This window comes from Sutcliffiella deserti (genome assembly GCF_020037475.1).
Classification (GTDB): domain Bacteria; phylum Bacillota; class Bacilli; order Bacillales; family Bacillaceae_I; genus Sutcliffiella_A; species Sutcliffiella_A deserti.
The window spans coordinates 289,963-311,952 of sequence record NZ_JAIQDB010000002.1 but is presented as its reverse complement, the minus strand read 5'-3'; the positions used below and the strand labels follow the sequence as shown (position 1 = coordinate 311,952).

At 38.7% G+C, this 21,990-nt stretch carries 20 protein-coding genes; 8 read left to right on the top strand and 12 right to left on the bottom strand.

The genetic code is table 11. The features are described from left to right. The first annotated feature begins 80 nt into the window (after positions 1–80). Complete coding sequence (gene tagU, locus K9B36_RS06810) at positions 81–1,034, top strand: polyisoprenyl-teichoic acid--peptidoglycan teichoic acid transferase TagU (RefSeq protein ID WP_223701270.1); 954 nt, start codon at positions 81–83, stop codon at positions 1,032–1,034. 122 nt (positions 1,035–1,156) lie between these two features. Here the strand turns inward: tagU and K9B36_RS06805 are convergent, their stop codons facing one another. From K9B36_RS06805 to K9B36_RS06790, 4 genes are all read right to left on the bottom strand, one after another. Continuing rightward, positions 1,157–1,927, bottom strand: coding sequence for a tyrosine-protein phosphatase (locus K9B36_RS06805; protein WP_223701269.1), 771 nt, complete (start codon positions 1,925–1,927; stop codon positions 1,157–1,159). 334 nt (positions 1,928–2,261) lie between these two features. Continuing rightward, positions 2,262–2,861 (bottom strand): class D sortase, encoded by a 600-nt coding sequence (locus K9B36_RS06800; RefSeq protein WP_223701581.1) that lies wholly within the window; start codon positions 2,859–2,861, stop codon positions 2,262–2,264. 392 nt (positions 2,862–3,253) lie between these two features. Beyond that, positions 3,254–3,571 carry a hypothetical protein gene (locus tag K9B36_RS06795; protein WP_223701268.1) on the bottom strand — a complete coding sequence of 106 codons (318 nt, stop codon included), beginning with the start codon at positions 3,569–3,571 and terminating at the stop codon, positions 3,254–3,256. Positions 3,572–3,922: 351 nt separating this feature from the next. After that, positions 3,923–4,714 (bottom strand): N-acetylmuramoyl-L-alanine amidase, encoded by a 792-nt coding sequence (locus K9B36_RS06790; RefSeq protein WP_223701267.1) that lies wholly within the window; start codon positions 4,712–4,714, stop codon positions 3,923–3,925. Between the two features lie 228 nt (positions 4,715–4,942). On the opposite strand from K9B36_RS06790, the gene K9B36_RS06785 reads away from it, so the two are divergent. The 3 genes from K9B36_RS06785 to K9B36_RS06775 all read left to right on the top strand — a co-directional run bounded on the left by K9B36_RS06785 (position 4,943) and on the right by K9B36_RS06775 (position 9,996). Beyond that, a complete protein-coding gene (locus tag K9B36_RS06785; RefSeq protein ID WP_223701266.1) occupies positions 4,943–5,518 on the top strand; it encodes a BsuPI-related putative proteinase inhibitor in 576 nt (191 codons plus the stop codon). A 136-nt stretch (positions 5,519–5,654) separates the two neighbouring features. Further along, a complete protein-coding gene (locus K9B36_RS06780) occupies positions 5,655–7,202 on the top strand; it encodes a hypothetical protein (protein WP_223701265.1) in 1,548 nt (515 codons plus the stop codon). After that, positions 7,195–9,996: a DEAD/DEAH box helicase gene (locus tag K9B36_RS06775; RefSeq protein WP_223701264.1), complete on the top strand. Its 2,802-nt coding sequence runs from the start codon at positions 7,195–7,197 to the stop codon at positions 9,994–9,996. The genes K9B36_RS06780 and K9B36_RS06775 overlap by 8 nt, the downstream gene beginning before the upstream one ends. Positions 9,997–10,009: 13 nt before the next feature. On the opposite strand, the gene K9B36_RS06770 is transcribed toward K9B36_RS06775, so the two are convergent. The 3 genes from K9B36_RS06770 to ssb form a co-directional block, all read right to left on the bottom strand. Continuing rightward, positions 10,010–10,528 (bottom strand): VanZ family protein, encoded by a 519-nt coding sequence (locus tag K9B36_RS06770; protein WP_223701263.1) that lies wholly within the window; start codon positions 10,526–10,528, stop codon positions 10,010–10,012. Between the two features lie 110 nt (positions 10,529–10,638). Then, positions 10,639–11,103, bottom strand: coding sequence for a hypothetical protein (locus K9B36_RS06765; RefSeq protein ID WP_223701262.1), 465 nt, complete (start codon positions 11,101–11,103; stop codon positions 10,639–10,641). Positions 11,104–11,789: 686 nt separating this feature from the next. After that, positions 11,790–12,143 carry a single-stranded DNA-binding protein gene (gene ssb / locus K9B36_RS06760; protein ID WP_223701261.1) on the bottom strand — a complete coding sequence of 118 codons (354 nt, stop codon included), beginning with the start codon at positions 12,141–12,143 and terminating at the stop codon, positions 11,790–11,792. A 296-nt stretch (positions 12,144–12,439) separates the two neighbouring features. On the opposite strand from ssb, the gene K9B36_RS06755 reads away from it, so the two are divergent. Continuing rightward, the gene (locus K9B36_RS06755) at positions 12,440–12,868 is read left to right on the top strand and encodes a YwpF-like family protein (protein ID WP_223701260.1); all 429 of its coding nucleotides are present in this window, start codon (positions 12,440–12,442) and stop codon (positions 12,866–12,868) included. A gap of 480 nt (positions 12,869–13,348) precedes the next feature. Here the strand turns inward: K9B36_RS06755 and K9B36_RS06750 are convergent, their stop codons facing one another. The 4 genes from K9B36_RS06750 to K9B36_RS06735 form a co-directional block, all read right to left on the bottom strand. After that, the gene (locus K9B36_RS06750; RefSeq protein ID WP_223701259.1) at positions 13,349–13,930 is read right to left on the bottom strand and encodes a class D sortase; all 582 of its coding nucleotides are present in this window, start codon (positions 13,928–13,930) and stop codon (positions 13,349–13,351) included. Positions 13,931–13,934: 4 nt separating this feature from the next. Next, on the bottom strand, positions 13,935–14,873 hold the full coding sequence (locus K9B36_RS06745; RefSeq protein ID WP_223701258.1) for a processed acidic surface protein: 939 nt from the start codon (positions 14,871–14,873) through the stop codon (positions 13,935–13,937). Between the two features lie 317 nt (positions 14,874–15,190). Further along, positions 15,191–16,243 (bottom strand): YecA family protein, encoded by a 1,053-nt coding sequence (locus K9B36_RS06740; protein WP_223701257.1) that lies wholly within the window; start codon positions 16,241–16,243, stop codon positions 15,191–15,193. 199 nt (positions 16,244–16,442) lie between these two features. Then, positions 16,443–16,592 carry a hypothetical protein gene (locus K9B36_RS06735; RefSeq protein ID WP_223701256.1) on the bottom strand — a complete coding sequence of 50 codons (150 nt, stop codon included), beginning with the start codon at positions 16,590–16,592 and terminating at the stop codon, positions 16,443–16,445. Positions 16,593–16,937: 345 nt separating this feature from the next. On the opposite strand from K9B36_RS06735, the gene K9B36_RS06730 reads away from it, so the two are divergent. The 3 genes from K9B36_RS06730 (at position 16,938) to K9B36_RS06720 (ending at position 20,051) form a co-directional block, all read left to right on the top strand. After that, a complete protein-coding gene (locus K9B36_RS06730; protein WP_223701255.1) occupies positions 16,938–17,519 on the top strand; it encodes a DUF5317 domain-containing protein in 582 nt (193 codons plus the stop codon). Between the two features lie 184 nt (positions 17,520–17,703). Next, on the top strand, positions 17,704–19,557 hold the full coding sequence (locus K9B36_RS06725; protein ID WP_223701254.1) for a bifunctional diguanylate cyclase/phosphohydrolase: 1,854 nt from the start codon (positions 17,704–17,706) through the stop codon (positions 19,555–19,557). 68 nt (positions 19,558–19,625) lie between these two features. Continuing rightward, entirely contained in the window at positions 19,626–20,051 is a 426-nt protein-coding gene (locus K9B36_RS06720) for a hypothetical protein (protein WP_223701253.1), read from the top strand. Between the two features lie 124 nt (positions 20,052–20,175). On the opposite strand, the gene K9B36_RS06715 is transcribed toward K9B36_RS06720, so the two are convergent. Then, positions 20,176–21,966 carry a cell wall-binding repeat-containing protein gene (locus K9B36_RS06715; protein ID WP_223701252.1) on the bottom strand — a complete coding sequence of 597 codons (1,791 nt, stop codon included), beginning with the start codon at positions 21,964–21,966 and terminating at the stop codon, positions 20,176–20,178. Positions 21,967–21,990: the final 24 nt, after the last annotated feature.

Sequence of the window (21,990 nt, the reverse complement as noted above, 5' to 3'; positions counted from 1 at the left end):
CCATAAATTGTATTTTTGTTTAAAAATAACTTATAATAGCTTAATAGATATATAATTCTTTACTAAAAGGACGATGTAATATGTTCAGAAAGAAATGGTTCATCATACTAGTTATTGTAATAGGAATTGTCACTATAGGCGTAGGAATATTTGCCTTTTCCGTATATAAATCCTTAGAAAATACTGCAACAGATATGCATACACCATTGGATCGCACATCATCTGACAAACGCCCTGCAGAAGTGGACTTCAAAAAAAGGGACCCATTATCCTTTCTCATCTTAGGCGTAGATGAAAGGGACAATGATTCTGGCCGCTCAGACTCCATGATTGTATTAACGGTAAATCCTAATGAACAATCGATGCAGATGGTTAGTATTCCTCGTGACACAAGAACTGAAATGGTTGGGGAAGATTACGGCTTCATGGATAAAATAAATCACGCTTACGCCTTTGGCGGACCTGAAATGTCTATTGCTACAGTTGAAAACTTTTTGGATATCCCAATTGATTATTATGTACAAGTAAACATGGAAAGCTTTAAGGATATTGTCGATGCCGTCGGCGGAGTAAAAGTAGATAATAATCTCTCCTTTAGTTATGGAGGCGATGAGTTTCCAGAAGGAGAATTAGAACTTGATGGGGAATCCGCTTTAAACTATTCCCGCATGCGCTATGAAGACCCAGACAATGACTTCGGAAGACAAAAACGCCAACGAGCAATCATACAAGGGGTTATCGATAAAGGGGCATCTGTTTCTTCCATCACTAAATTCGATGACATTTTAGATGTGTTAGGGAATAATGTTAGAACCAACTTAACCTTTGATGAAATGGTGGACATCCAATCAAACTATAAGGATGCGAGGCATAGCCTAGATCAGCATCAAATTAAAGGTCATGGAGAGTTCATTAATAATGGCACACAAGATATCTGGTATCTTATCGTTTCGGAGGAAGATAGATTAGAAATATCCAATAAACTTCGCGAGCATTTGGATATGGAAAAAAAAGAGGTAGCTAAGAACGAATAGCAAAAGAAGGAGCCTTCCAAATTAGGAAGGCTCCTTCTTTTATAGGCCTACAATAGCACCGATTGCAATTCTCTCGTTATTCATGTTTTTCAGCTTTAAATAAGCAACAACAGGTTTCATTATTATTTAAACAAGCCTAACAGCTTTTTCTTCTTAATTCTTTCAGGAATTTCCTTTATAATGGTCTGTCCCTCTACCAATAACTCGGAATTTTCCATCAGCATATACGTAACATCTTGTCCAAATTCTTTGCGAATAATTTCATAAGCCTCTTTCATTACAAAGGTGCGGTTTTTTATATTATGGGCATCCGAAGCGATAAAATGCACGAGATTGGACTCAATTAGATCAAGTGAAAATTTTTTAATCTTTTTACCGAACTTCCCTGCCACACTTGCAGCAGTCACTTGCGTACATGCTCCTTTTTTCACTAATTGGTATAGCTTCTCCGGGGACTCGATAAGCTCCGAATTACGCTCAGGATGAACAATAATTGGTACCAAGCCTTTCATTTGCATATCATACACAAGTTTTTCCGTATACATCGGAACTTGATTAGAAGGCAATTCAAGAAATAGATACTTCCCAGTGTTATTTAATGTAAGTACTTCACCTTTTTCATATTGGTCAAGTAACTCGCCCGTAATTCTGCATTCTTGTCCGGGTAAGATAGTTAGATCAATTGCTTCCTTTTTCAACCGCGCATTCAGTTCATTTACCTTTTCAAGAACTTCTGTCTTTATATTAAGATATTTACCGTCATTATGATGGGGTGTTGCAACGATAGTGGTAATACCCTGTTGAACAGCCGCTCTTGCCATCTCAATACTTTCAGTCATATGTTTCGCTCCATCGTCAACTGATGGTAGTATATGACAGTGTATATCTATCATGTTGATTCCCCCTTTTAAGATAGTACATTTTTACTACTCTCTTATTTTCTCTGTTTATTATATTATCATAGGAAAAAGGAATGAGAAACGGGTGTATTTTGTCGAATTACGTAAATTACAACCTTTTTAAACCAAATTAATAAATAGCATCATATTCTACAACAATAAAAAGTTATATTAATATATAAAAACCAGGAAACTATTTGCTATTTTTGTATTAAAATACCATAAAATTATTATTTGATAAAAGGATTTATGACCTATAAACATAATTAAATTTTTGTCGATAGAATACGTAAAAAAAGAACACCTATAATGGTGCCTTCTTCTTCTTCTAAAAATCCACTGGTTTCGCATACACAATATATCGTTCAGGAGCTCTACCAGTCAGTGTAAATGGATAACAGGTGGTCAGTATTAATTCTTCTTTTTCCTTTTGTAGCGTGATAATGGATGTATCATCGTCATCTACAATTTTCGTGTCGTATATTTCATACATAAAGTCTCCATAAGAGAGAGAAACGACGAATTTGTCTCCCAGCTCCAACTCACCGAGACGAAGAAAGACTGTATCACGATGGCCAGAAAAAACTATTTGGCCGAGCTCCCCTGGATAGGACGCTCCGCGGAAATGACCTACACCCTTTTCCAAATCATCCGGGTCTGTACCTTCGACAATCGGCAACTGCGCTTCAAATTTAGGAATCTGCAACACACCAACAACTTCTCCGTGTTCAGGATTCCAATCTTCCGGTCTCGTTGGACGCTCTTTTTTAGTGTTGTCTTGTTGACCTTCCTGATTCTTGTTGTTGCCAGTCAAAGCAACAGCATCTTGAAGTGCTGCTTCTGTCTTGCGATCCAATGTCACCTTTTCATACAATCCATACCCGATAAACGAAGCGCCTCCTATCATTAACAAGAGGGCAAGTACCATACCTTTTCTCACTGATCCACACTGCTCCTTTTCGTTTCCCTTGCACCGACGAAATCACCCATTATTTTAATGAAGGGAAATTCTATTTTCACTAGCTTATATATTTTAAGAATCTGTTATATATGAATGTAAATAATTGTACTTCTCTAGCTGATGATTAGAGCAAAAGGCGTAGACTCCTGCGAGAGGTAGCGGTAGGCTGGAGACCCAGCTAGCCTAATCCTTAACACTATAAAGTATTCCATCTAATTTCATTATAAAAGCTTTTGACAAAGAAATAAACCGCCAGCACTTTAGAGTATGTAATCACAATCTAGTGCAAGCGGTTTCGTATCTTCTATTTTACCTAAAAATCTGAAAACTTCAATAGTTAAATCTACTTCTAGTCTCCCCTAAAGTAATCCTCCAATTAACCCAGATATTCTTTGTATCAAAAAAGGTAATACTGCCGCTACCAAATGAGTCGCCACTAATGTATAGTGATAGAACTTCTGCTTAGCCATTCTAAAAACTAGTGGGATAATGACGAGAAATATTCCTGCCACACTAATTAATGAATAAATTAAGAGTCCCTGCTGTTCTCCATATGCAATAATTAGATAAAAAAATCCTACTATACTAATATTATAAATTAATAATAATAACGATAAGGCAAAACAAACAAAATTTATGACAGCTTTGGTTTTTGGACCAATTCCAAACCTTTTCATGTTTGCGCCCCCTTTCATCTTGATATTCTTTGCTACATATCTAATTTCGATGAATAAGGACAATTTTCCTGTTTTTTTGCAAAGATTAGTAAATTTTTGTTGATAATAGAATACAGTTATAAGAAAAAAGAATAGTCTCAGGGACGAAAGGCTACGTTTAATACCGCTGTTGATTTCCGCGCAAGGCTTCGCGTCCGCGGGGCGCTTGGGGGCCTCCACCTTTCGCTCCAATCAACAGCTAGGTACGTTAAATATTAAACACTATTTTCGAACATCCTTATTTGTGAGTCTAATTCTCAAATACATAACTTAGCTCTATCATACAACTTGTGGTGTACACTCCATTTCACTTTATCCAAATGTTATAAAAGTTGAATAGCCTTGTCCTCGAAGCCGGGATGCTAGTTGGTCTGCGTTTTCTTTTTCGGCAAATGCACCAGCTTGTACTTTATAAAGGCTTTGATTAAAATAAACAAATGTTTGATAATCCTTTGCATTTAATTCTTCGGCAAGATTATCTGCGTTCTCTTTTGCTTTAAAAGCCCCAACTTGAATCTTATATAAATCAGTTGAGGGTGGTTCAGTTGGCTTTAACTTTAAATCGAAATATTCCACTAACCCCCATGCAATTGCTTGTGAACAGGTTCTGCGATAGCTGTCCGTTTTCAGAAGCTGTGCTTCTGGATAAAAGGTCATAAACCCACACTCACATAGAATGGATGCCATCTTTGTTTCTCTGAGCACATGGAAGTTTGCGGTTTTAATGCCTCGATCTCTTCTACCAGTCATTTGAATTAATCTTCTGTGAACCATCGCCCCCAGCCTGTCTGAATTAGGGGAAGCAACAACTGGCGTATATGTCTCAATCCCCTGGACACTGTTCCACCCTCCTGAACCATAAGCATTTGCATGAATGGAAACAAATGCTTTAGCATTCCAGCTGTTTGCACGATCGGTACGCTCTTTTAAAGGAACATCTCGTTCATCAGAATGGGTAAACATAATTTCTACTTGCTGATACTTTAATAGTTCTTGTCGGACATATTGTGCCACAATTCTATTAAACTCATATTCTCTCATTCCATCAGGAGTACGTTTCCCAGCTGTACTAAATCCATGACCTGCATCTATTGCTATCTTCATAACCAGCTCACCTCAAACCAATTTTTTAAAAACTTTAATTAGATATACTATGCACAAGCTGTGATTTATTTACAGAATTCAGCAAATGTCACCCCCTCCTTCCCCTTGTAACCTTTTATATTAAACTTCGTCTATACTTACAAAGAGAGTTATCATTCATTTAAACGAATGTTAAAAGTGTGAATGAAGCGTTTTACTATAGAAATTTACCTGAATGGAGGATGTAGTATGAAGAGAATACTGCTTTTACTTACGATGTTAGTTTTATTAGCTGCTTGTGGGACAACACAAAACAACTCCGCCCAGGAGCTTCCTGAAGAAACGGATTCAGAGGAGAATCAAGGGGGTAGCAATAACAATAATAATGGTGATGATAACGAAGCTGAAGAAGAAAATAGTAATGGAGAAGAACAAAAGAAGGATACAACTAGAGAAAGGTTTGAAGACAATACGAATGAAAACCAGGCTGAATTATCCAGCAGCTTGGAATATTCGGATGATACTTTTCTCTTTACAGTTAAAAATAATCTAGATGAGGATGCCGAAATCACGTTTTCTTCAGGGAAAGAATACGATTACATGGTTTATGATGCTGAGGGAGTAATGGTCAAGCAGCATTCAGAAGGAAGAATGTATACGCAGGCAATCCAAGAAATCTTGCTTCCTGTTGGTGACACGTTAACTTATACAGCAAATTATGAAGAAGTGGCATCTGGTCTTTCTAAAGGAGAGTACACAATAGAATTTGTTTTCGCAGATCCGAACCATTATGCATCAGCTAAAGAAACATTCCAAGTGGATTAAGCACGAGTTATCTCCTAAGGTTGTAACTCCTTGCTAAAGAATCTATAATAGAATAAGAAGTTTTTTCGGTGATGAGAAGGTCTACAATGAAAAGTAGGCCTTTTATTCGTTATAACAGATGTTGGTGGTGACAAAAATGGAGCAATTTGCAGCTTGGCTAATGAATACCTATCCGTTGTCAGAGGATAAAAATAGAGTACTTTTAAAAGAAGCTTTGCAACTTTTTCGGCAAGGAAATGTAATCTATGCTTCAGAAGAAGGTACAAATGTGAATGGAAAGGTACAGGATGGTGGCCACCGGCATGTTTTGCTTGATTTTGAGATAAACGATTTAAGCCGGTGTTCTTGTGGCTCTGAATCAATGTGTGCGCATCAGCTTGCGACCTTTCTAACAGTATGGTCGCAATCAAAAACTATTGCTTCGCTAATTGACCAATGGAAGTCGGAAGCATCTAGTTTCGGTGATCAATCATTACCCCTACAACAAAAAGAGGTCGATCGTTATAGCGATACATCTCTTGCAAGCTGGCTTGCATTTGTTGAGTCAAAGCATGATCAATATAAACGAACCATTCCATCAACACGCACATATTTAACAGGATTAACGCACGCCTTCTTTCCAACGTTGCGTCTACAAGCACCCAAGAAAACAGAAATACGGCCATTATTTGTATTACATGCTGCGTTCTATTGCATGAGGCAAGTAATTAAGAGCTATGACACCTCTCAACCGTTTCAATACATATTAGATATTATCCATCGCTTTGTCGACATTGTGGAAGCAGAAGCAAAAGGTCTGTTTCATAGTGCGATTGCTTTCCAATTGGACTCTCTATTAAAAGAAAGCAGAGAAATTTTCCGTCATTCCCTTCTGTCACAAGAAGAACCGTTTATTCGTGAAGTTTTCTATTCCTACCAATTTGTATGGAACGATGTTTTTCAACGGAGAAATTGGATGACTTCTGAATTGAAAGTCTTGGAAGGCAACGATAGCCTTCAAGCTCAGCTAGCGAAGACACATTTGCTATTCCTACAGAAGAAGGATGAAAAAGCCTTGCAAATTGTGAAAAAGAACGCACACCAGTATGCACCTTATGTTTTTAACTGGCTTCAAACGCTTGCAAAGACCAAATCAAAAGACCGTTTGGATAGTTGGTTGCAAGTCACGATGCCCTTTGTCACGGACTATATTCATGACGAGCCTACTTACGACCGGAAAAGGCAGCTTACCAAGCACCTATTGAAGCTCTTAACTGATTATGCCTTGGAAACGAAACACGATGTTATGTATATTTCGGCCATGAAACAATTGATGCCTTATAGCTATGGCGAGTACGAGTGGTATCTTTTTGAAACTAAAAAATATCGCAAATGGGTGGAGCTTCAGCTTTGGATGGGCTTTGAGCTTAGCGGGCTGGAATCTTATAAAATAAAGCAAATCAAAAAAGCAGACCCGTATGCGCTCTTTCCGCTTTATCATATTGCGGTGCAGCAAGCGATCGGGCAGCGTAACAAGTCTTCCTATAAAGAGGCGGCAAGCTTATTGAAAAGCCTTCATTCACTATATAAAAAAGAAAAGCTCGAAGATGTGTGGCTCCAATATATTAACCAAATCAAAGAAGGTACTAAGCGCTTGCGATCCTTCCAAGAAGAATTAAAAAAAGGAAGATTCCTATATGATTAATGGTTCATTATCAGCTAACTCAGAATACATCAAAGAACAAAATAATTTTTTTCTATATGTGCAGCTTAATTCATCTATTCTGCCGCCATCACGCTTCATTCCGTTCCTTTTCACTTGGCACGAAGGGTCTTTTTTCGGTTCCTTTCTCCGCGAATCCTCTTTTCTCGGAAAAACAGGAATTTTCTTATCTCCCTCAGATGCATTAGAGCTGTTTGCCAATAATACAGAGAATTCTTTTTTAAAGCTAGAATGGTGTGATCAGTCTGAGTTATACCGCTTGCTGGCACCAACTGTTTCCGCTCTTTTGGAGCAAAAGGCCTTTCAACCTAACTTTGCTAGGTGGCAGGAAGGAACACTAACCTTTTCGTTAACAAAAGAAGGAACACAACTCATCGAGCAGAATCCCCTCCTCCCTGCCTATAAGGAAAAAATGGAGGATTGGATCAGTTCCATTATGAACAATTGGTTAGAGAATGATAAAAAAGAAACGTTGCAGACTTATTGGCCTAATTATAAAAATAACCCGACACATCAGCTAAACTTGGGTACACCTACTTTCTACCTGGATGAAGAAGACTGGCTCAGAGATATCGGCTGGATAAAGAACCCGACCCCATTTACGGTCGGCTTACGTCTTTTGGAACCAGAAGAAGAGTATGCAGATTGGAAGCTGGAAACACTTCTAAAAGACAACAAATCAGAGGAATTGTACGTATGGCAGCAGGATAAACTTCCCGCTTCCTATAAAAAGTACAAAAAAGAAGTAGAGCGTAGCTTTAAAAAATGGCAGCAAGTAACACCAGCTCTTTTTTCCAATGGTCAGATGCGGGAAGCATTAACAGAAGAAGACGCTTGGAGATTTTTAGTAGATGGCAGTGAAAGACTTTTGGAAATAGGGAGCTTCATTTATCTCCCTTCATGGTGGCAAGCAGTGAAAGATTCCCGCTTGAAAATAAAGGCACGAGCAACCAGTTCAAAAAAATCATCCTCTTCTCAATCGTTTGTTGGTTTGCAGACGCTTGTTAACTTTGAATGGCGATTTTCCACTCGAAATACTGAGCTTTCTGAAGAAGAGTTTTTAGCATTAGTCGAACAAAACCGGCGACTTGTTCAGATAAAAGGCGAATGGGTCGTATTAGATCCAAGCTTTATTGAAGAAATAAAACAAATGATGAAGCAAGCAGAACAAACAGGCATACGAATAGAAGATCTGTTAAAAAGTAATGCAGCAAACAGCTTGGCAGAAATGCAAGAAGCAGCAGAAAGCTCCTCGAGGGCCGAAATTACCTACGAAATGACAGGAGCTCTGCAACAGCTGCTTGAACAGTTATATCAAAGTAAGGCAATACCTCACTTCCAAGCACCCTCCTCCTTCCATGGTGAGCTGAGGCCATATCAGGAGCAAGGAGCTGCATGGTTGCTGTTCTTAAGAAAGCATGGATTTGGAGCATGTTTAGCCGATGATATGGGACTTGGAAAAACGATCCAACTCATTGCCTACTTTTTAGAGTGTAAGATTCGGGAAAAGACCCAAGAGCCTGTCCTAATTATCTGTCCCACTTCTGTTCTTGGTAACTGGCAAAAGGAACTGGAAAAATTCGCTCCAAGCTTACAGGTTAGGCTTCACTACGGGCAAAATCGTGCTAAAAACGAGGCGTTTCCATCGTCCATTAAAGGGGCAGACGTTGTTCTGACTTCCTACGCCCTATCCCACTTGGACGAGGAAGAATTAGCGAATGTGATATGGAGTTCTGTTTGTCTTGACGAAGCACAAAATATCAAAAATGCTGATACAAAACAATCCCAGGCTGTTCGAAACCTAAAAGGAAAACACCATATCGCTTTAACCGGAACACCAATGGAAAATCGTCTTTCTGAGCTATGGGCGATATTTGATTTTCTTAACCCGGGATATCTTGGCTCGCTAGGCTCTTTTCATAAGCAATTCGTCCTGCCAATTGAAAAGGATCAAGATAAGCAAAAGATTCAACAGCTACAAACGCTCATCCAGCCATTTCTGCTCCGACGAACGAAACAGGATGAACAGGTAGCACTTAATTTACCTTCCAAACAGGAGCAAAAGGAATATTGCCCATTAACCGTGGAGCAAGCTTCAATCTATGAGCAGCTGGTAAAGGAAACACTCGATAAAGTTGAATCAGTTGGAGGCATCCAGCGAAGAGGGCTTGTATTGAAGATGCTTGGCCAGCTTAAGCAGGTCTGCGATCATCCATCCCTTTATTTAAAAGAAGAAAAACCAGATAACTTACTCATGCGCTCGACAAAAATGGAAAAGCTTGTGGAACTAGTGGAACAAATTCGTCTCCGTAACGAAAGCTGTCTAATCTTCACACAGTACATCGCAATGGGGAATATGATTATTGAAGCACTTGAAAAGGCATTAGGTGAAACAGGTCGATTCTTAAATGGCAGCGTTGTAAAAAAAGACCGCGATAATCTAATATCGGATTTCCAAGAGGGAGAATTTAATGTACTAGTCCTCTCCTTAAAAGCCGGCGGTACAGGTCTCAACCTAACGGCAGCCAACCATGTTATCCATTATGACCGTTGGTGGAATCCTGCAGTGGAAAATCAAGCCACAGATCGTGCCTATCGAATCGGACAAAACAGATTTGTGCATGTTCATAAGTTTATCGCAACGGGAACGCTTGAGGAGAAAATTGATGCAATGATTGAATCCAAGCAAGCCTTAAACAACCAAATTATTACGAGCGAAGGCTGGATTACAGAATTAAGCAATGAGGATTTAAAGGATTTACTTACACTTCGGTAAAAGAGTAGACCGTTCACATCGAATGGTCTACTCTTTTTTGTGTACCAAAGGTCTGATCACTTAAAGAGCCTAAAATTACCCCTAAGAATCCTCCTGTACAATCTAGCCAAACATCCAACCACATCCCGCTTCGATTGGGATTCAAATGCTGTAGAAATTCATCTAACATCGCAATCAGCAGCACCATACAGAAACCTAAAAGAATGGACTTCCCAGCTTTACCTACTAAAAAGGTACGGAAATAGCGAACGAGTACAAATCCTAGCATGAAATAAAAAAATAAATGTGCACCCTTTCGCAAGACAAATTCAAGAAAAGAATAACCACCCAACGACTCCACACTAACTACGTTTCCACTATAGGATAAATGCATCGAATGAAACCACGATATAATGACGTCTTCTTCGACAAAAAGCCGTAAATAAGGTTTCAAATCCTGTTCCACATACGACATCGAGGAAAGGTGAAACACCAAGATTGTCCATCCACTAGCGAGAAGAAGATAATAATACTTTCTTCTTTTAAAAAACATTATAGGACCACCACATTTCTACCTAGATAGTATCGGTGTGTCCTCTTTTGTTTAGCTTTATACACCGTTTATGGTAAGCAGCCCTGCTAAACCGAATACATATCTCCACACTAAATGCTATGTATCCTTCTCCCTGCACCCAAACCCGATATCCCTCTGTGACTTAATGTTAAAAAGGTGGTTTCCCCTCGATACTTAATATAAATCCGTTCCAATAAGCTTTTGGTTAGTTTTTCATTATAGTGTTCTGCATTAGTGATTTTGATGTACGCTTTGCGATGCTGATGCCAAATATACGAAGATATAGATAATTGATAGCCTGGAAGTTGTATCACAATAGAAATAATTGGTTGTTCCTTCTCGGAACGGAATTGTAGTTCAAGTGTTTCGTGTGCATTTACGGAGATACTTTTTAAGGTGGAGTTGGGTTGATTGTGACGGTTATCGCGATAGATAGGCTTGGTGTGACGGATACATGATGGTTCCTTTATATACACACAATAACTTTCTCTTTCTGACACTACCTGCAATTTGGATGGATGAAAGTTAACACTTGATAACCGGTACTCTATCATTAGAACACTCCTTATTATTTTTTTTGCTGTTTTTTTAATAAGTAAGTTATTAACATTGCTGAATAGCCAGATACAGCTTATTTTAAGAGCCTTAGTATACGCTGTTGGTTTGCGCGCCAGGCTTCGCTTTCCGCGGGGCGCTTGGGGAAAGCGAGCACCTGAAACGGAAAGGAACAGGGAGTTTAAATAGCACCTTTTTTTCCCGGAGCAGCCCTTTAGGTAAAGACTTCCCACCATTAAAAATGAAGATAACGTCATCTTCTATAAAGTCCTCCACCCTGTGGATTGAAGTGGAGGGTGATCGACTCCTGCGGGCGATAGCGGTAGACGGGAGACCCCACAGGCGCAGCCGAGGAGGCTCCCGCACCGCCCCGCGGAAAGCGATCACCTGAAACGGAAAGGAACAGGGAGTTTAAACAGAAACCTACTATTTTTCTAATTATCTTTAACCTTTCAACAAAAAAAGCCAACCCCCAAAGAGATTGGCACAAATAATGGAGAACTGTGAGGTATCATTTTTCTCTAGAAGATCCAAGAGGGCTTACCAACAAAAGCTAAGCAATAGAAAAAGGCAGCTATTTTCTGCAATTCGCCTTTTATGTAAGAAGGGCTAAAGCATTCTAGGAGGGGAACCCAGTGCTTATTAAAACATATTCATTTAGGTAATACTCATGTACAAAGAAAAACTAACTTGAAACTCTTTCATGTTCAGTAGTCGCCGGCTTTCTTTCCATAAACCTGACACTATCCGCAAGTACATCTGTCACATAAACAGTGTCACCATTTTGACCTTCATACTTTCGAGTCTGAATTCTACCCGTGACACCGACCAGCGCACCCTTACGGCAGTAGTTTGCCGTTGTCTCAGCAAGCTTCCTCCAGACTGTGCAAGAGACAAAATCCGCTTCCACCACTCCTTCTTGATTTTTATAGTTTCGATTTACTGCTAAACGAAAGCTAGCCAAAGCTACACCGTCTGTTGTATACCGCAAATCGGGGTCCTTCGTTAAACGTCCTACCAGAACCACTTCATTAATCACAATTTTCCCTCCTTTAGTATGAGCATCCTTGTTGCATGGTTATCATAACGGAACGATAAAGAAAGATAAAATGAGTATTAGCTTATATTCATTGGGTATCTCCCTTTAAAATTTGATTTTCCCCTAGTTCATTTTCGCATTTTGAGATAATATTTTCGTCAATAACACAATTTTCATTGTTTTTCGAGATATTTTGCAAAGGAGATGGAAGAGGTATCTTTGAGGGCCTAATATGATATAATAAAACCAAATTAAGTAAGTACCTGCATGACAATAATGCCAGTTGGAGGGACAGGATGAAAACATTCAAACTTGTTGCATTGTCCATCGTTCATGATGATGAAAGCGTGGAGGAATTGGACTTACAAGACGGATTAATAATTAATAGAGAGTACGGGAAGGAAAACTGGCTTATAGAAGCACTGCTTCCTAAAGTAAAAGCCGAACTGTACGAGAAAATCTATGAAAATAATGAGACCTTGCATGTGCAGGCCACCATTTCAAAAAAGACAAATGCTCCTGCATCTTTTCAAACAGTCATCAGGAATGTCTCCGTAATGGACGAGCATATGAGTATTCTACTAGAAGGTGAATTGCACCGCAGAACAGACAATTACTCGGAAAAACTCTTGGAAAGCTTAGTTCATGAAGGGTTTCAGGGGGAAGATCTCGTTCAAGCTTTTAAAGAAAAAATTAATTCAAAACCTCTTGTACAATCAAAGTAGTCTATACACAATAGTAAGAGCGGCTCCTATAGGGCTAAGTTTAATCTGGTGTAGAAAAGCGAATTAAATTGCATGAGAAAACGCAGGGGGGATTGTCCTCCTGCGTTTATTTTATGTTGCTCAGTTTATGCACCCTTTAATAGTATTGTTTGACCTTTGCTATACGCATAATTTGTCGGTGTGTGTCGAATGGCATTTATATTGCTTCAAATGGACGATAAAATGAAAAAGTGGCTCATAAATCTAAAAGTTAGACTATAAAATCAAAAGTTGGATTATAAATCAGAAACTTGGATTAAATAATTTTCAGGCGCAGGAATATCAGACTAAAGTACAACTTCCCCGGACTTCAGCAAGTCCTTTTCCCCCTTGATAGTCAAAAGTTTGGTATCCAACCTCCAATTACCTGGAGAACTTGGAATCTCTATACGAATTCTCCTGTTAACTACCGTTTTCTACCGCACAACCGAACTACGTATCCTATAAGGATGGCACCTTTTTGTCTATCCGCATTGCCTCCAAAATATAGCGCTCCGGTGCACTGCCAATATAGGTAAAAGGATAACAGGTTGTTACCGTCAAGGTTTCACGAGGGCGGGGAACGAGTACAGTAAGGTCATCCTCGTCGGCAGTCCGGATTTTTTTTATTTTATACGTGTAAATTCCAGCTGCCATCTCTAATTGTAAAAGGTCGCCAACTTCTAGCTCCCCTAGTTTTCTAAAAACGGTATCACGATGACCAGAGAGAACAATATTTCCGTTTTCTTCAGGTAATTTGCTGTTTTCGACATGACCTATTCCTTTTATAAGCTCATCTTCTGTGGAACCGTGAAAGACAGGAATCTTAGCGTCGAGCCTCGGAATCAACAAACTGCCGATAAGGTCGCCCCTTTCCAACTCCGTATCAGAGGTGGCAGGCTGCTCCGTTTTCGGCTCTCTATTTATTTTCTCCACCGAAGAATATCCTTCCCAAAAGGCCGCACTGCTTCCAACAAACAATGCAGCCCCTCCTACAAACAACAGGATCGACACCAGCCGAATGGTAAGTATGGTAGTCTTCATTCATTTAGCCTCTGTTCATTTTTACAGTTTTTCTGTACGCAAGTGAAGATAAGAATAGTAAAACTAACCCTAAAGCCATTCCCGCTCCATAAGGGGAAGCGGTATTAGGCATTCTATTATGGTAAAGCTCATCACTTAATTTCACACCTAAGTTTCCGAGATTTATAAGCTCCGCTCCGGTTTCCTGTACATATACGGGGGATAGTATCTGTTCATTCATTTTGGCAGTCGCAAGTAATTCCCCATCTTTATTAAAAAGCTCGAGATTCACGACCTTCCCCTCTAACCATCCAGGCTGCATAAGCTGCGCTTGACTAATAGACTCCTTTTCCTCTCGATTCTCCATATGTAAGGAGGCCGTGACTTGAAAAGCATTCATAAATTCAGACCATAGCGTAAATACTTTTTCCACCGAGTTAGGATCCTCTTCAAGCTTCTCTTCTAGCTCCCTCAAATCACCATGAAGATGTTCATTTGGCAGACTCAAAATATGCCGGAATAGTTGACGGGCCTCTTCTGCTTTAAAGCCTACAGAAACAAGGAAATCTTCTGCTCTCGCTACTTCCTCTTCATGTGAATGATAAAAATCTACAGCAACCTCGAGATCTTCTAAAAACGTATAATCTTGTACCCTCTCTCCGAATCTCGAAAGAAGTATGTCCAGCTCCTCTTCCGTTAAATTGAAGGAGTTGAGCATTGAATGCAGATTTTCCTTATTGATTGGAGTACCAAGCTCTGATTCAAGCTGTTGCACATCCTTAAAATCATCCAAGCTAACCTCATAAAAACTCAAATACGTATCAAGGTCGTGTCTGGTCCAGCCGATTTCTTCTAGATATTGATTTACCTCAAACTCAGATGGCGCAGCAAGCACCAGAGACGGGGACCCTACAATCGCTAGTGACAAAGCTAGACAACTTGTGATTGCTACAAAACGTTTCATCAAAACGTCCTCCTCTTATCTACGGGACCTTATCTAAAATATCCCGATTCCACTTTTTTACTAGCATGAACATATAAGAGTGGAAATATGTAGAAAAACAAACCTCTTTTTGTAAAGTTTTTTTCTTAAAGATTGTTGCCATAGGCCTCGGCAGTTGGATTTTCCACTGTCCTATTCACTCAAGATTAAGCGTAATTTCTTCATTTAACAGAAAAAGAGGTGGAACCCACTTATGTAACAATTAATCAAAAATTTCTAAAAAACAAAGAAAAAGGGCCTGACCTACCAAAGTGGTAGAACCAGAACCCTTTCTAAAATTAAGTTTGTAAAGCCTCTTCAATATCCTGCTGAAACGACTGGATAACAGGCTGAAGAACTTCATCCAATTTACGATAGGTAGAGGAAACACTGCCTGGTGAAATAGTAAATTCCTCCGCCAGTCCTTTTTGAGTTTCCATCTGCTCTTCCATAAAGTGCATATCGGAGAAATAGATTAACGCAGCAGCATAGTTTGCTTCATTGCGTATGGCAGGACTCTCTTTCATGCAATACATGGACCATAACATATGAACGAACTGTTTAAAACGCTCTGGATATTCTCGATCATCAGCAGCTTTCATAAACAGCTCTAACACTTTTTCTTGTGCTTCATCTTGGACCGGAAGCTCTTGAACGTCCTTTTCAGACAGTTCAAATTCCAGCACACTCCCTGCAAGAATAGGGAAATTTGATTGCACATACTCTGCATTGACACTTTCCTCACCTATGATCTTCTGCAAGTGCTCTTCTATAAGAATTGCTTCAAGAGTCCCACGCTCAAAGGTAGACATAAAGACAACGTGAGCTTCTTGGAATGGAACAAACATCCCTACGACAAGCTCATTTTTACTTAATTCATCTTCTCGATCGATAAATTTAACTCTCGTTTTCTCTGCTGTAAAATAATCCTCCATTGTATAAAGCTCCCCACGAATGTTGGAGACTTTATAAACCGAAGGATACGCCTTTTGCCAGCTTTGCGCCCATTCCTTCACTTGGGGCCTCGAGAACTTATTCTCATTCGATTGCACAAAGTCTTCGACAATCGTCCGCCCATGTTCGCGCTTCACCGTAAACATAACCCATAAGTGAATAAGCTCCTCAAAAGCATCCTTTTTCTCTTGATCAAGTTGAAAATTATGTAGGTACTTTGACGCCTCAGATTCTAGCTCCCCTGAGAATTTATCGTAAGCATAACGCATCATATCAATTTGCAGTGATACTAGTTCCGATTCTAGCACCTTATCAAGGCCTGTACTCTGTTTTTTTTCACAACACTTCTTAAACTTCTTCCCACTGCCACAAGGACACGGTTCATTTCTACCAATCATCTAATCACCTGACACCTTTTTAAGTATATTCTTAGTTGTTATAGATCTTCATGCTCGCCCATTTTAACATAAAACGGGTTTTGGGGACAGGTCCCTTGTCCCAGAGACATTTTTCCATACTGGCGGATTTGAATCGCAAAAAAACGCAAAACAAAAACACTTCTCACCATTAGAAGTGTTGAATTCTAGCAATCTATTATTATTTTATAAGCGTTTGCAGCTTTTCTCTCATTTCGTCAACGAGTTCCATCATCGAGATATTTTCACGTTCCATCCCTTGCTGGTAAGCATATTGCAATACTTTTATGATTTCATCCTGACTGTCTATATTTTTATAGGGATCATTCATCTGATTAATATTCACCGCCTAATTAATTACAATTTACTTTTTCATTCTACTAGATTTCTACAAAATGGCAAGAGAAATTTGTAGATTTTTACTATTATATTAGTTTTCCCGTTAGTTTATAGTAGTACATAGTTCTTCATTACCTTTTTTCCTTTTAAGTAAACCTTATCCCACCATTAACTCTATTTTTCTAACATTAAACCGATAAAGTTAATAGAGTCTCACATTCCTTAGCTAAATTTAAAATATAGGAACAAATACACCTTGAAAAATTTGTTGAATTTTGTTAAATTTTAGATAAAGATGTTATTAGAAGATACATAATTTTTAACGTGGAGGAAAAACATGGTATATGATGGAATAATTATCGCCCTTCTAGTCGGGCTTTTTCGAGGTGGAAACTTTAAAGGGTTAGCAGATATGAAATTGAAATATGCGTGGGTTTTTCCTGTTTTACTTGGAATCCAATTAATAGTTTACCTGTTGCAAAATAGAATTCCTGAAATTGGAGCCTATAGCAACATAGTATTTTTACTAGTCTACGTTGCCGGTCTCTATTTTCTTTGGATGAATCGCCATCATTCAGGTTTTATAATTATCTTCTTTGGAGTTCTCCTGAACTTTTTGGTAATGGCTGCAAATGGCGGAAGAATGCCAGTTTCTCTAGAGGCCAGCACGGTGCTTGGCCCCTACTTTATTGAAGCTTTACAAAGTGGACTATATGGGAAACATGAAGCAATTACTGAGGCTACTAGACTTGCATTTCTCGGTGATATTATTCCACTATCAGCACCTTACCCGCGCGAACAGGTCATCAGTATCGGCGATGTCATTATGAACATAGGTGTATTCTTTTTCATTCAATACTTAATGCTAGGAAAAAAAGAAGAAAAGACTATCACTCCTCAAGTTACTACAACAAGTTAATTAATATAGTAAATTGAAGGGAGGTGAAAAATATGAATGCACGTACGAAAACTGCTATAATCAATTTATTAGTAATCGGTTCTGTAATTGTAGCTTTAACATCTGGTTATAAACTTTATTAATTTTCATAAAGAAGCATTTTCTATAAATGCTTCTTTCTATCTATAAAGAGAGTTGGAAAAAAATGTACAACATTTCAAAAGAATGGTTGCAAAAAATTTATATTTTATTAATTTGTATAATTGGAATTCTCTCATTCTCCTTTAACTCCTCGTTCCAAGTTGTGGCTCTAGATGAGTGGGTCTTATTATATACTTTAGTTGGCGCCATCATCTTCTTAAATTATTTCATTATCGTTCTTCCTCCTCAAGGAAACTCTTTATCAATGGATTCTGCAATATATTTAGCATGCTTATTCCTTTATGGAGTAGAATTTACTTTATTGGTTTTACTAATAAGCAATAGTATCTTTATCATATTTTTAAGAAGAAATGCTTGGTGGAAGCATTTGTTTAACTTTTCCATTTACTCAATAATGCTGAGTTGTGCTTACTATGTTTACACCATTTCAGGAGGAATCGTTGGGGATATTAATTTACAATATGTCTTACCGTTTGTTCTTTCTTTAACCACCTATTTCATACTAAATATTTTGCTCATATGGTTCTATTTTTATATTTTACAACCACCGTCTGTCATTAATATTTTCCAAGAATTAGTAAGAAGAGATGCATTAAAGGAATCAGTTGTTAGTTATGTTAGTACTTTATTATTAGCTTTAGTGTTGACCTTACTAATGAAAACCGATATTTATTTTGGATTGTTCTTATTTATACTATTATCGGTATTACTCTCATTTGCTTTTACCAAATTTTTTAATCTATTTAAAGAATTAGAAGAACGCGCAAACAAAGATTTTCTAACCGGACTTTATAACCATGGCTATTTCAAGCTTAAATTAGATGAAACCTATAAAAAGCATGATGAATCGGAAACTTTCAGTGTTGCACTGTTGGATATAGATGATTTCAAAAAATACAATGATCAGAACGGTCATCTTCAGGGGGATGAGTTCCTAAGATTTATGGGTCAATTTTTGATAAATAAAACCCAAACCACCCCTTATATTCCAGCTAGATATGGCGGAGAAGAATTCGCAATCCTCTTCCCTGGCGTTTCTAAGCAGGAAGCTAGTGCTTTTCTAAGTAAAATACGAAAAGATTTTAATGATACACACTATAAAGGAGCGGACGAGTTACCGCTAAAATGTTTATCCTTTTCAGCGGGGGTTGCAGAGTACGAAGCTGGCACCTATAATTCTACGGAACTCCTTAATAAAGCGGACAAAGCTCTGTATTATGCAAAAGCGCAGGGGAAAAACAATGTACAAGTTTATTATGAGGAAGCCGATGTCTACCAGAATGACCTTTATCTTGTAAAAGAAATTGAAAACCTTGAGCAGCAGCTACAGATTTTTCTTCCTAAAGATGTGTATACTTATCAGCATAGTAAACGGGTGTTTAGATATGCGATGGATTTTAGCAAGAAACTTGAATTAAGTGATCATGAAAAGCAAAACTTGATTCTTGGTGCCCTTATACATGATATAGGGAAAGTAGAGATTCCACGCGATATCATTAATAAAAAGGGAAAACTTGATCCACATGAATGGGAAATCATGAAAAAGCATGTACTGTGGGGGAAGGAAATCGTCTCTACAACAAAGAAATATGAAGAGTTATTGCCATTGGTGGAGCTGCATCATGAGCGGTATGACGGCAAAGGCTATCCTCATGGATTAAAAGGCGATAATATACCGAAGCTTGCCCGTATTCTTTGTGTTATCGATTCTTTTGATGCCATGACGACTGAGCGCCCCTATCAGCCGACAAAGACTTTCCCAGAAGCGTTTGAAGAGCTGCGTCGCTGCAGTGGCCAACAATTTGACGAACGCTATGTAGAACCTTTTATTGAAGTGATCAAGGAGAATTTTCCTACTCTCACCCTTAAAGACAGAGTAGAAAATAAGGCTGAATGAGCAACGCAATAGTTTGCGTTGCTTGTTTTATTTTTGTATAGTATTGGAGAAAGTAGGTGTTTGTTAGAATGAAGCTACTTATAGGTGTATTGATATCAATTGTAATACTAGCTGGTTTAGGATTCGGCGGCTATTATCTAGTATCAGGATTCATTGAGGACCGTGCCGTAGAGTATGTGGAACAGGATTTAGAAAACAGTAACAATATTTCACAAGCAAGAGCATATATCGATAGCGCTCCTCAGTTGAAAGCATATATTTCAGAAGGTTCCGATGCCAACCTTGAAGAATTACCATTTCAAACAAAAGAACAAGCAACAAGAGTGGTTATGCAGAAATTAAGCCTTAAAGAGCTACAGAGCATTCAGGCGAAGGTATCTAAAGGATTAACGGAAGCAGAAGCGTTGGAGCTTGCTGAAACGTTTGAGAGCAAACTGACAGACGAAGAGTTACTAGCATTAAAGGCTATTTTATATAAAGAATTGTACGAGTAATACAAGGTGAAAAAAGGTCCAAAGCTATGGTTTATAAGTAGCTTTGGACCTTTTTCTATTCTCTCTTACACTCTGTTCTAACATTACAAAGGAAGGTGGAATACATTATCCCACTCTCTTTTTTTCAGTCAACAACTAAGTTATTTACAGCTGTGTCACTTACTGCTGGACGCCCTCCTAAAACATGGAATGTATCAAGCTGGCTATTACGAATAAAGTTCGTCGTGTCAGGACGGACTTTGTCATCTACAAGCAAGATGGACGAATTGTTCTTTGCAGCCAGTACGGAACCTGTCAGGGCATCCGGAAAGTCTCGTCCAGTAGCGGTGTAGACTATATCAGTAGGCAGATTAAACTCTTCTATTATTTTCACCGCTGTGGCGTAGCGTGTTTCGCCTGCGATTCTATCAGTTGAAACATTCTCAGGAAGTTTATTTAAAACACCCTCGCTAATTGCGTTGACCCCTCCCACAACAATCATACTGTTCACTTTTGTATCCTCTATTGCTTGTGTTGTAGACTCATGCAATCTATCAGTTTTAGTTAAAAGGATAGGGTAACCGTGCTTTGCCGCATATGGTGCAACCGATAGGGAGTCAGGGAAATTGTCTCCATGTGCCAGAATGGCTTTTTCGGGATTGCCTCCTAAGCGATTAGCTATTTTCCTTGCAGTATCATACCTGCTGTCTCCACCAATTCTCTCTACATTAGTGACACCGATACTCGTAAGCTTATCTGAGACCTTTACAGAAATTGCTTCCGTTCCGCCTAAAATAATAACATGCTTTGCACCTAATCTTTTAATCTCTGCTTCTGTTTTATCATGTAAAGCTGTTTGTCTTGTTAATAGAATGGGAGCATCCAGTTTATATGCCAAGGGTGCCCCTGCTAGTGCATCAGGAAAAGTATCTCCCCTTGCCAAAATAACAGTATCTGCTTTTTCTTCCCACCCTTGCTTTGAGATTTCCACTGCCGTTTCATAGCGGTTGTCTCCGTATATTCTTTTACCAAATGGAGTCAGGTTGGAGGAAGCAACGTAACCACTATTCTCCTCATTTCGAGTAATAACTGAATACCAGAGAAAATGATTAAAATTATTATCTGACTGATCATAAGCAAAAGTATCATCTATCATGACTACTTCTCTCTGTAAAGTTCCCTTTATATTCTCGGAATCCCTTGTATCAGGGAATGAGCGATATCTAGCTCCTGCCGTGGCAACGACCAAATCACCTTTCTCATATTTTTGACGAGTGGAGTGTATTGGTCCCTCCAATATGTAAGAAGATTTGCGAAATCCAAGTGTTCCATTATCACGGTAGATCAGGTCCTCAAACTTCACCTCATCTAAATCTAAGTTAAGGTTAATACCCGGGTTACTATCTTGAAGTTGAGTAAATACTCTGTCCTGGTAGGATTCCATATTTCTTTTTCCATTTTCGTCTTTTAAGCTGGGACTATTTATATGAACGATCCCATTGTAAGCCATTACGGCAAAATACCAGTTTTCCAAAATATCTTTATTCTGGTCATTTAATTTCGGGATTACATTGTAGCCGTATTTACTATTTAAAATAGTGACACCGGCTTTAATATTATAAGAAATATCTGTATGCAATTTCTCTATGTCCCAGCCGTCGACGTCCGTCACTTGCATAATCCCTATTCCACCATCACCAGAAATTAACGTTTCTCCGTTCTCACAGTGCACCCAACCATCTGCCTCGATAAATGCAATGGCTTTCACAATCTCCGGTGGAACATCCTGAGCCAAGGCCTCCTCCGTCAGCATTCTATCTATTTCACTTACGCTAGGCTGCACACATTCACTATTAATCTGTTGCGCTGAAATGGAATGTGGTAAAACTAGTAAACAACTGAGCACCATTAATATTAATTTGTTTTTATTAAGCAATATATTTCCCCCTTATAGAAATTC

Bases quoted from the DNA above. Each gene is read 5' to 3' on its own strand.
- K9B36_RS06770 (WP_223701263.1), bottom strand. From the start codon at position 10,528: ATGTTTTTTAAAAGAAGAAAGTATTATTATCTTCTTCTCGCTAGTGGA.
- K9B36_RS06775 (WP_223701264.1), top strand. From the start codon at position 7,195: ATGATTAATGGTTCATTATCAGCTAACTCAGAATACATCAAAGAACAA.
- K9B36_RS06735 (WP_223701256.1), bottom strand. From the start codon at position 16,592: ATGAATGATCCCTATAAAAATATAGACAGTCAGGATGAAATCATAAAA.
- K9B36_RS06750 (WP_223701259.1), bottom strand. From the start codon at position 13,930: ATGAAGACTACCATACTTACCATTCGGCTGGTGTCGATCCTGTTGTTT.
- K9B36_RS06745 (WP_223701258.1), bottom strand. From the start codon at position 14,873: ATGAAACGTTTTGTAGCAATCACAAGTTGTCTAGCTTTGTCACTAGCG.
- K9B36_RS06765 (WP_223701262.1), bottom strand. From the start codon at position 11,103: ATGATAGAGTACCGGTTATCAAGTGTTAACTTTCATCCATCCAAATTG.
- K9B36_RS06720 (WP_223701253.1), top strand. From the start codon at position 19,626: ATGAAGCTACTTATAGGTGTATTGATATCAATTGTAATACTAGCTGGT.
- K9B36_RS06800 (WP_223701581.1), bottom strand. From the start codon at position 2,861: ATGGTACTTGCCCTCTTGTTAATGATAGGAGGCGCTTCGTTTATCGGG.
- K9B36_RS06730 (WP_223701255.1), top strand. From the start codon at position 16,938: ATGGTATATGATGGAATAATTATCGCCCTTCTAGTCGGGCTTTTTCGA.
- K9B36_RS06785 (WP_223701266.1), top strand. From the start codon at position 4,943: ATGAAGAGAATACTGCTTTTACTTACGATGTTAGTTTTATTAGCTGCT.
- K9B36_RS06795 (WP_223701268.1), bottom strand. From the start codon at position 3,571: ATGAAAAGGTTTGGAATTGGTCCAAAAACCAAAGCTGTCATAAATTTT.
- K9B36_RS06805 (WP_223701269.1), bottom strand. From the start codon at position 1,927: ATGATAGATATACACTGTCATATACTACCATCAGTTGACGATGGAGCG.
- K9B36_RS06790 (WP_223701267.1), bottom strand. From the start codon at position 4,714: ATGAAGATAGCAATAGATGCAGGTCATGGATTTAGTACAGCTGGGAAA.
- K9B36_RS06755 (WP_223701260.1), top strand. From the start codon at position 12,440: ATGAAAACATTCAAACTTGTTGCATTGTCCATCGTTCATGATGATGAA.
- K9B36_RS06740 (WP_223701257.1), bottom strand. From the start codon at position 16,243: ATGATTGGTAGAAATGAACCGTGTCCTTGTGGCAGTGGGAAGAAGTTT.
- K9B36_RS06725 (WP_223701254.1), top strand. From the start codon at position 17,704: ATGTACAACATTTCAAAAGAATGGTTGCAAAAAATTTATATTTTATTA.
- tagU (WP_223701270.1), top strand. From the start codon at position 81: ATGTTCAGAAAGAAATGGTTCATCATACTAGTTATTGTAATAGGAATT.
- K9B36_RS06780 (WP_223701265.1), top strand. From the start codon at position 5,655: ATGGAGCAATTTGCAGCTTGGCTAATGAATACCTATCCGTTGTCAGAG.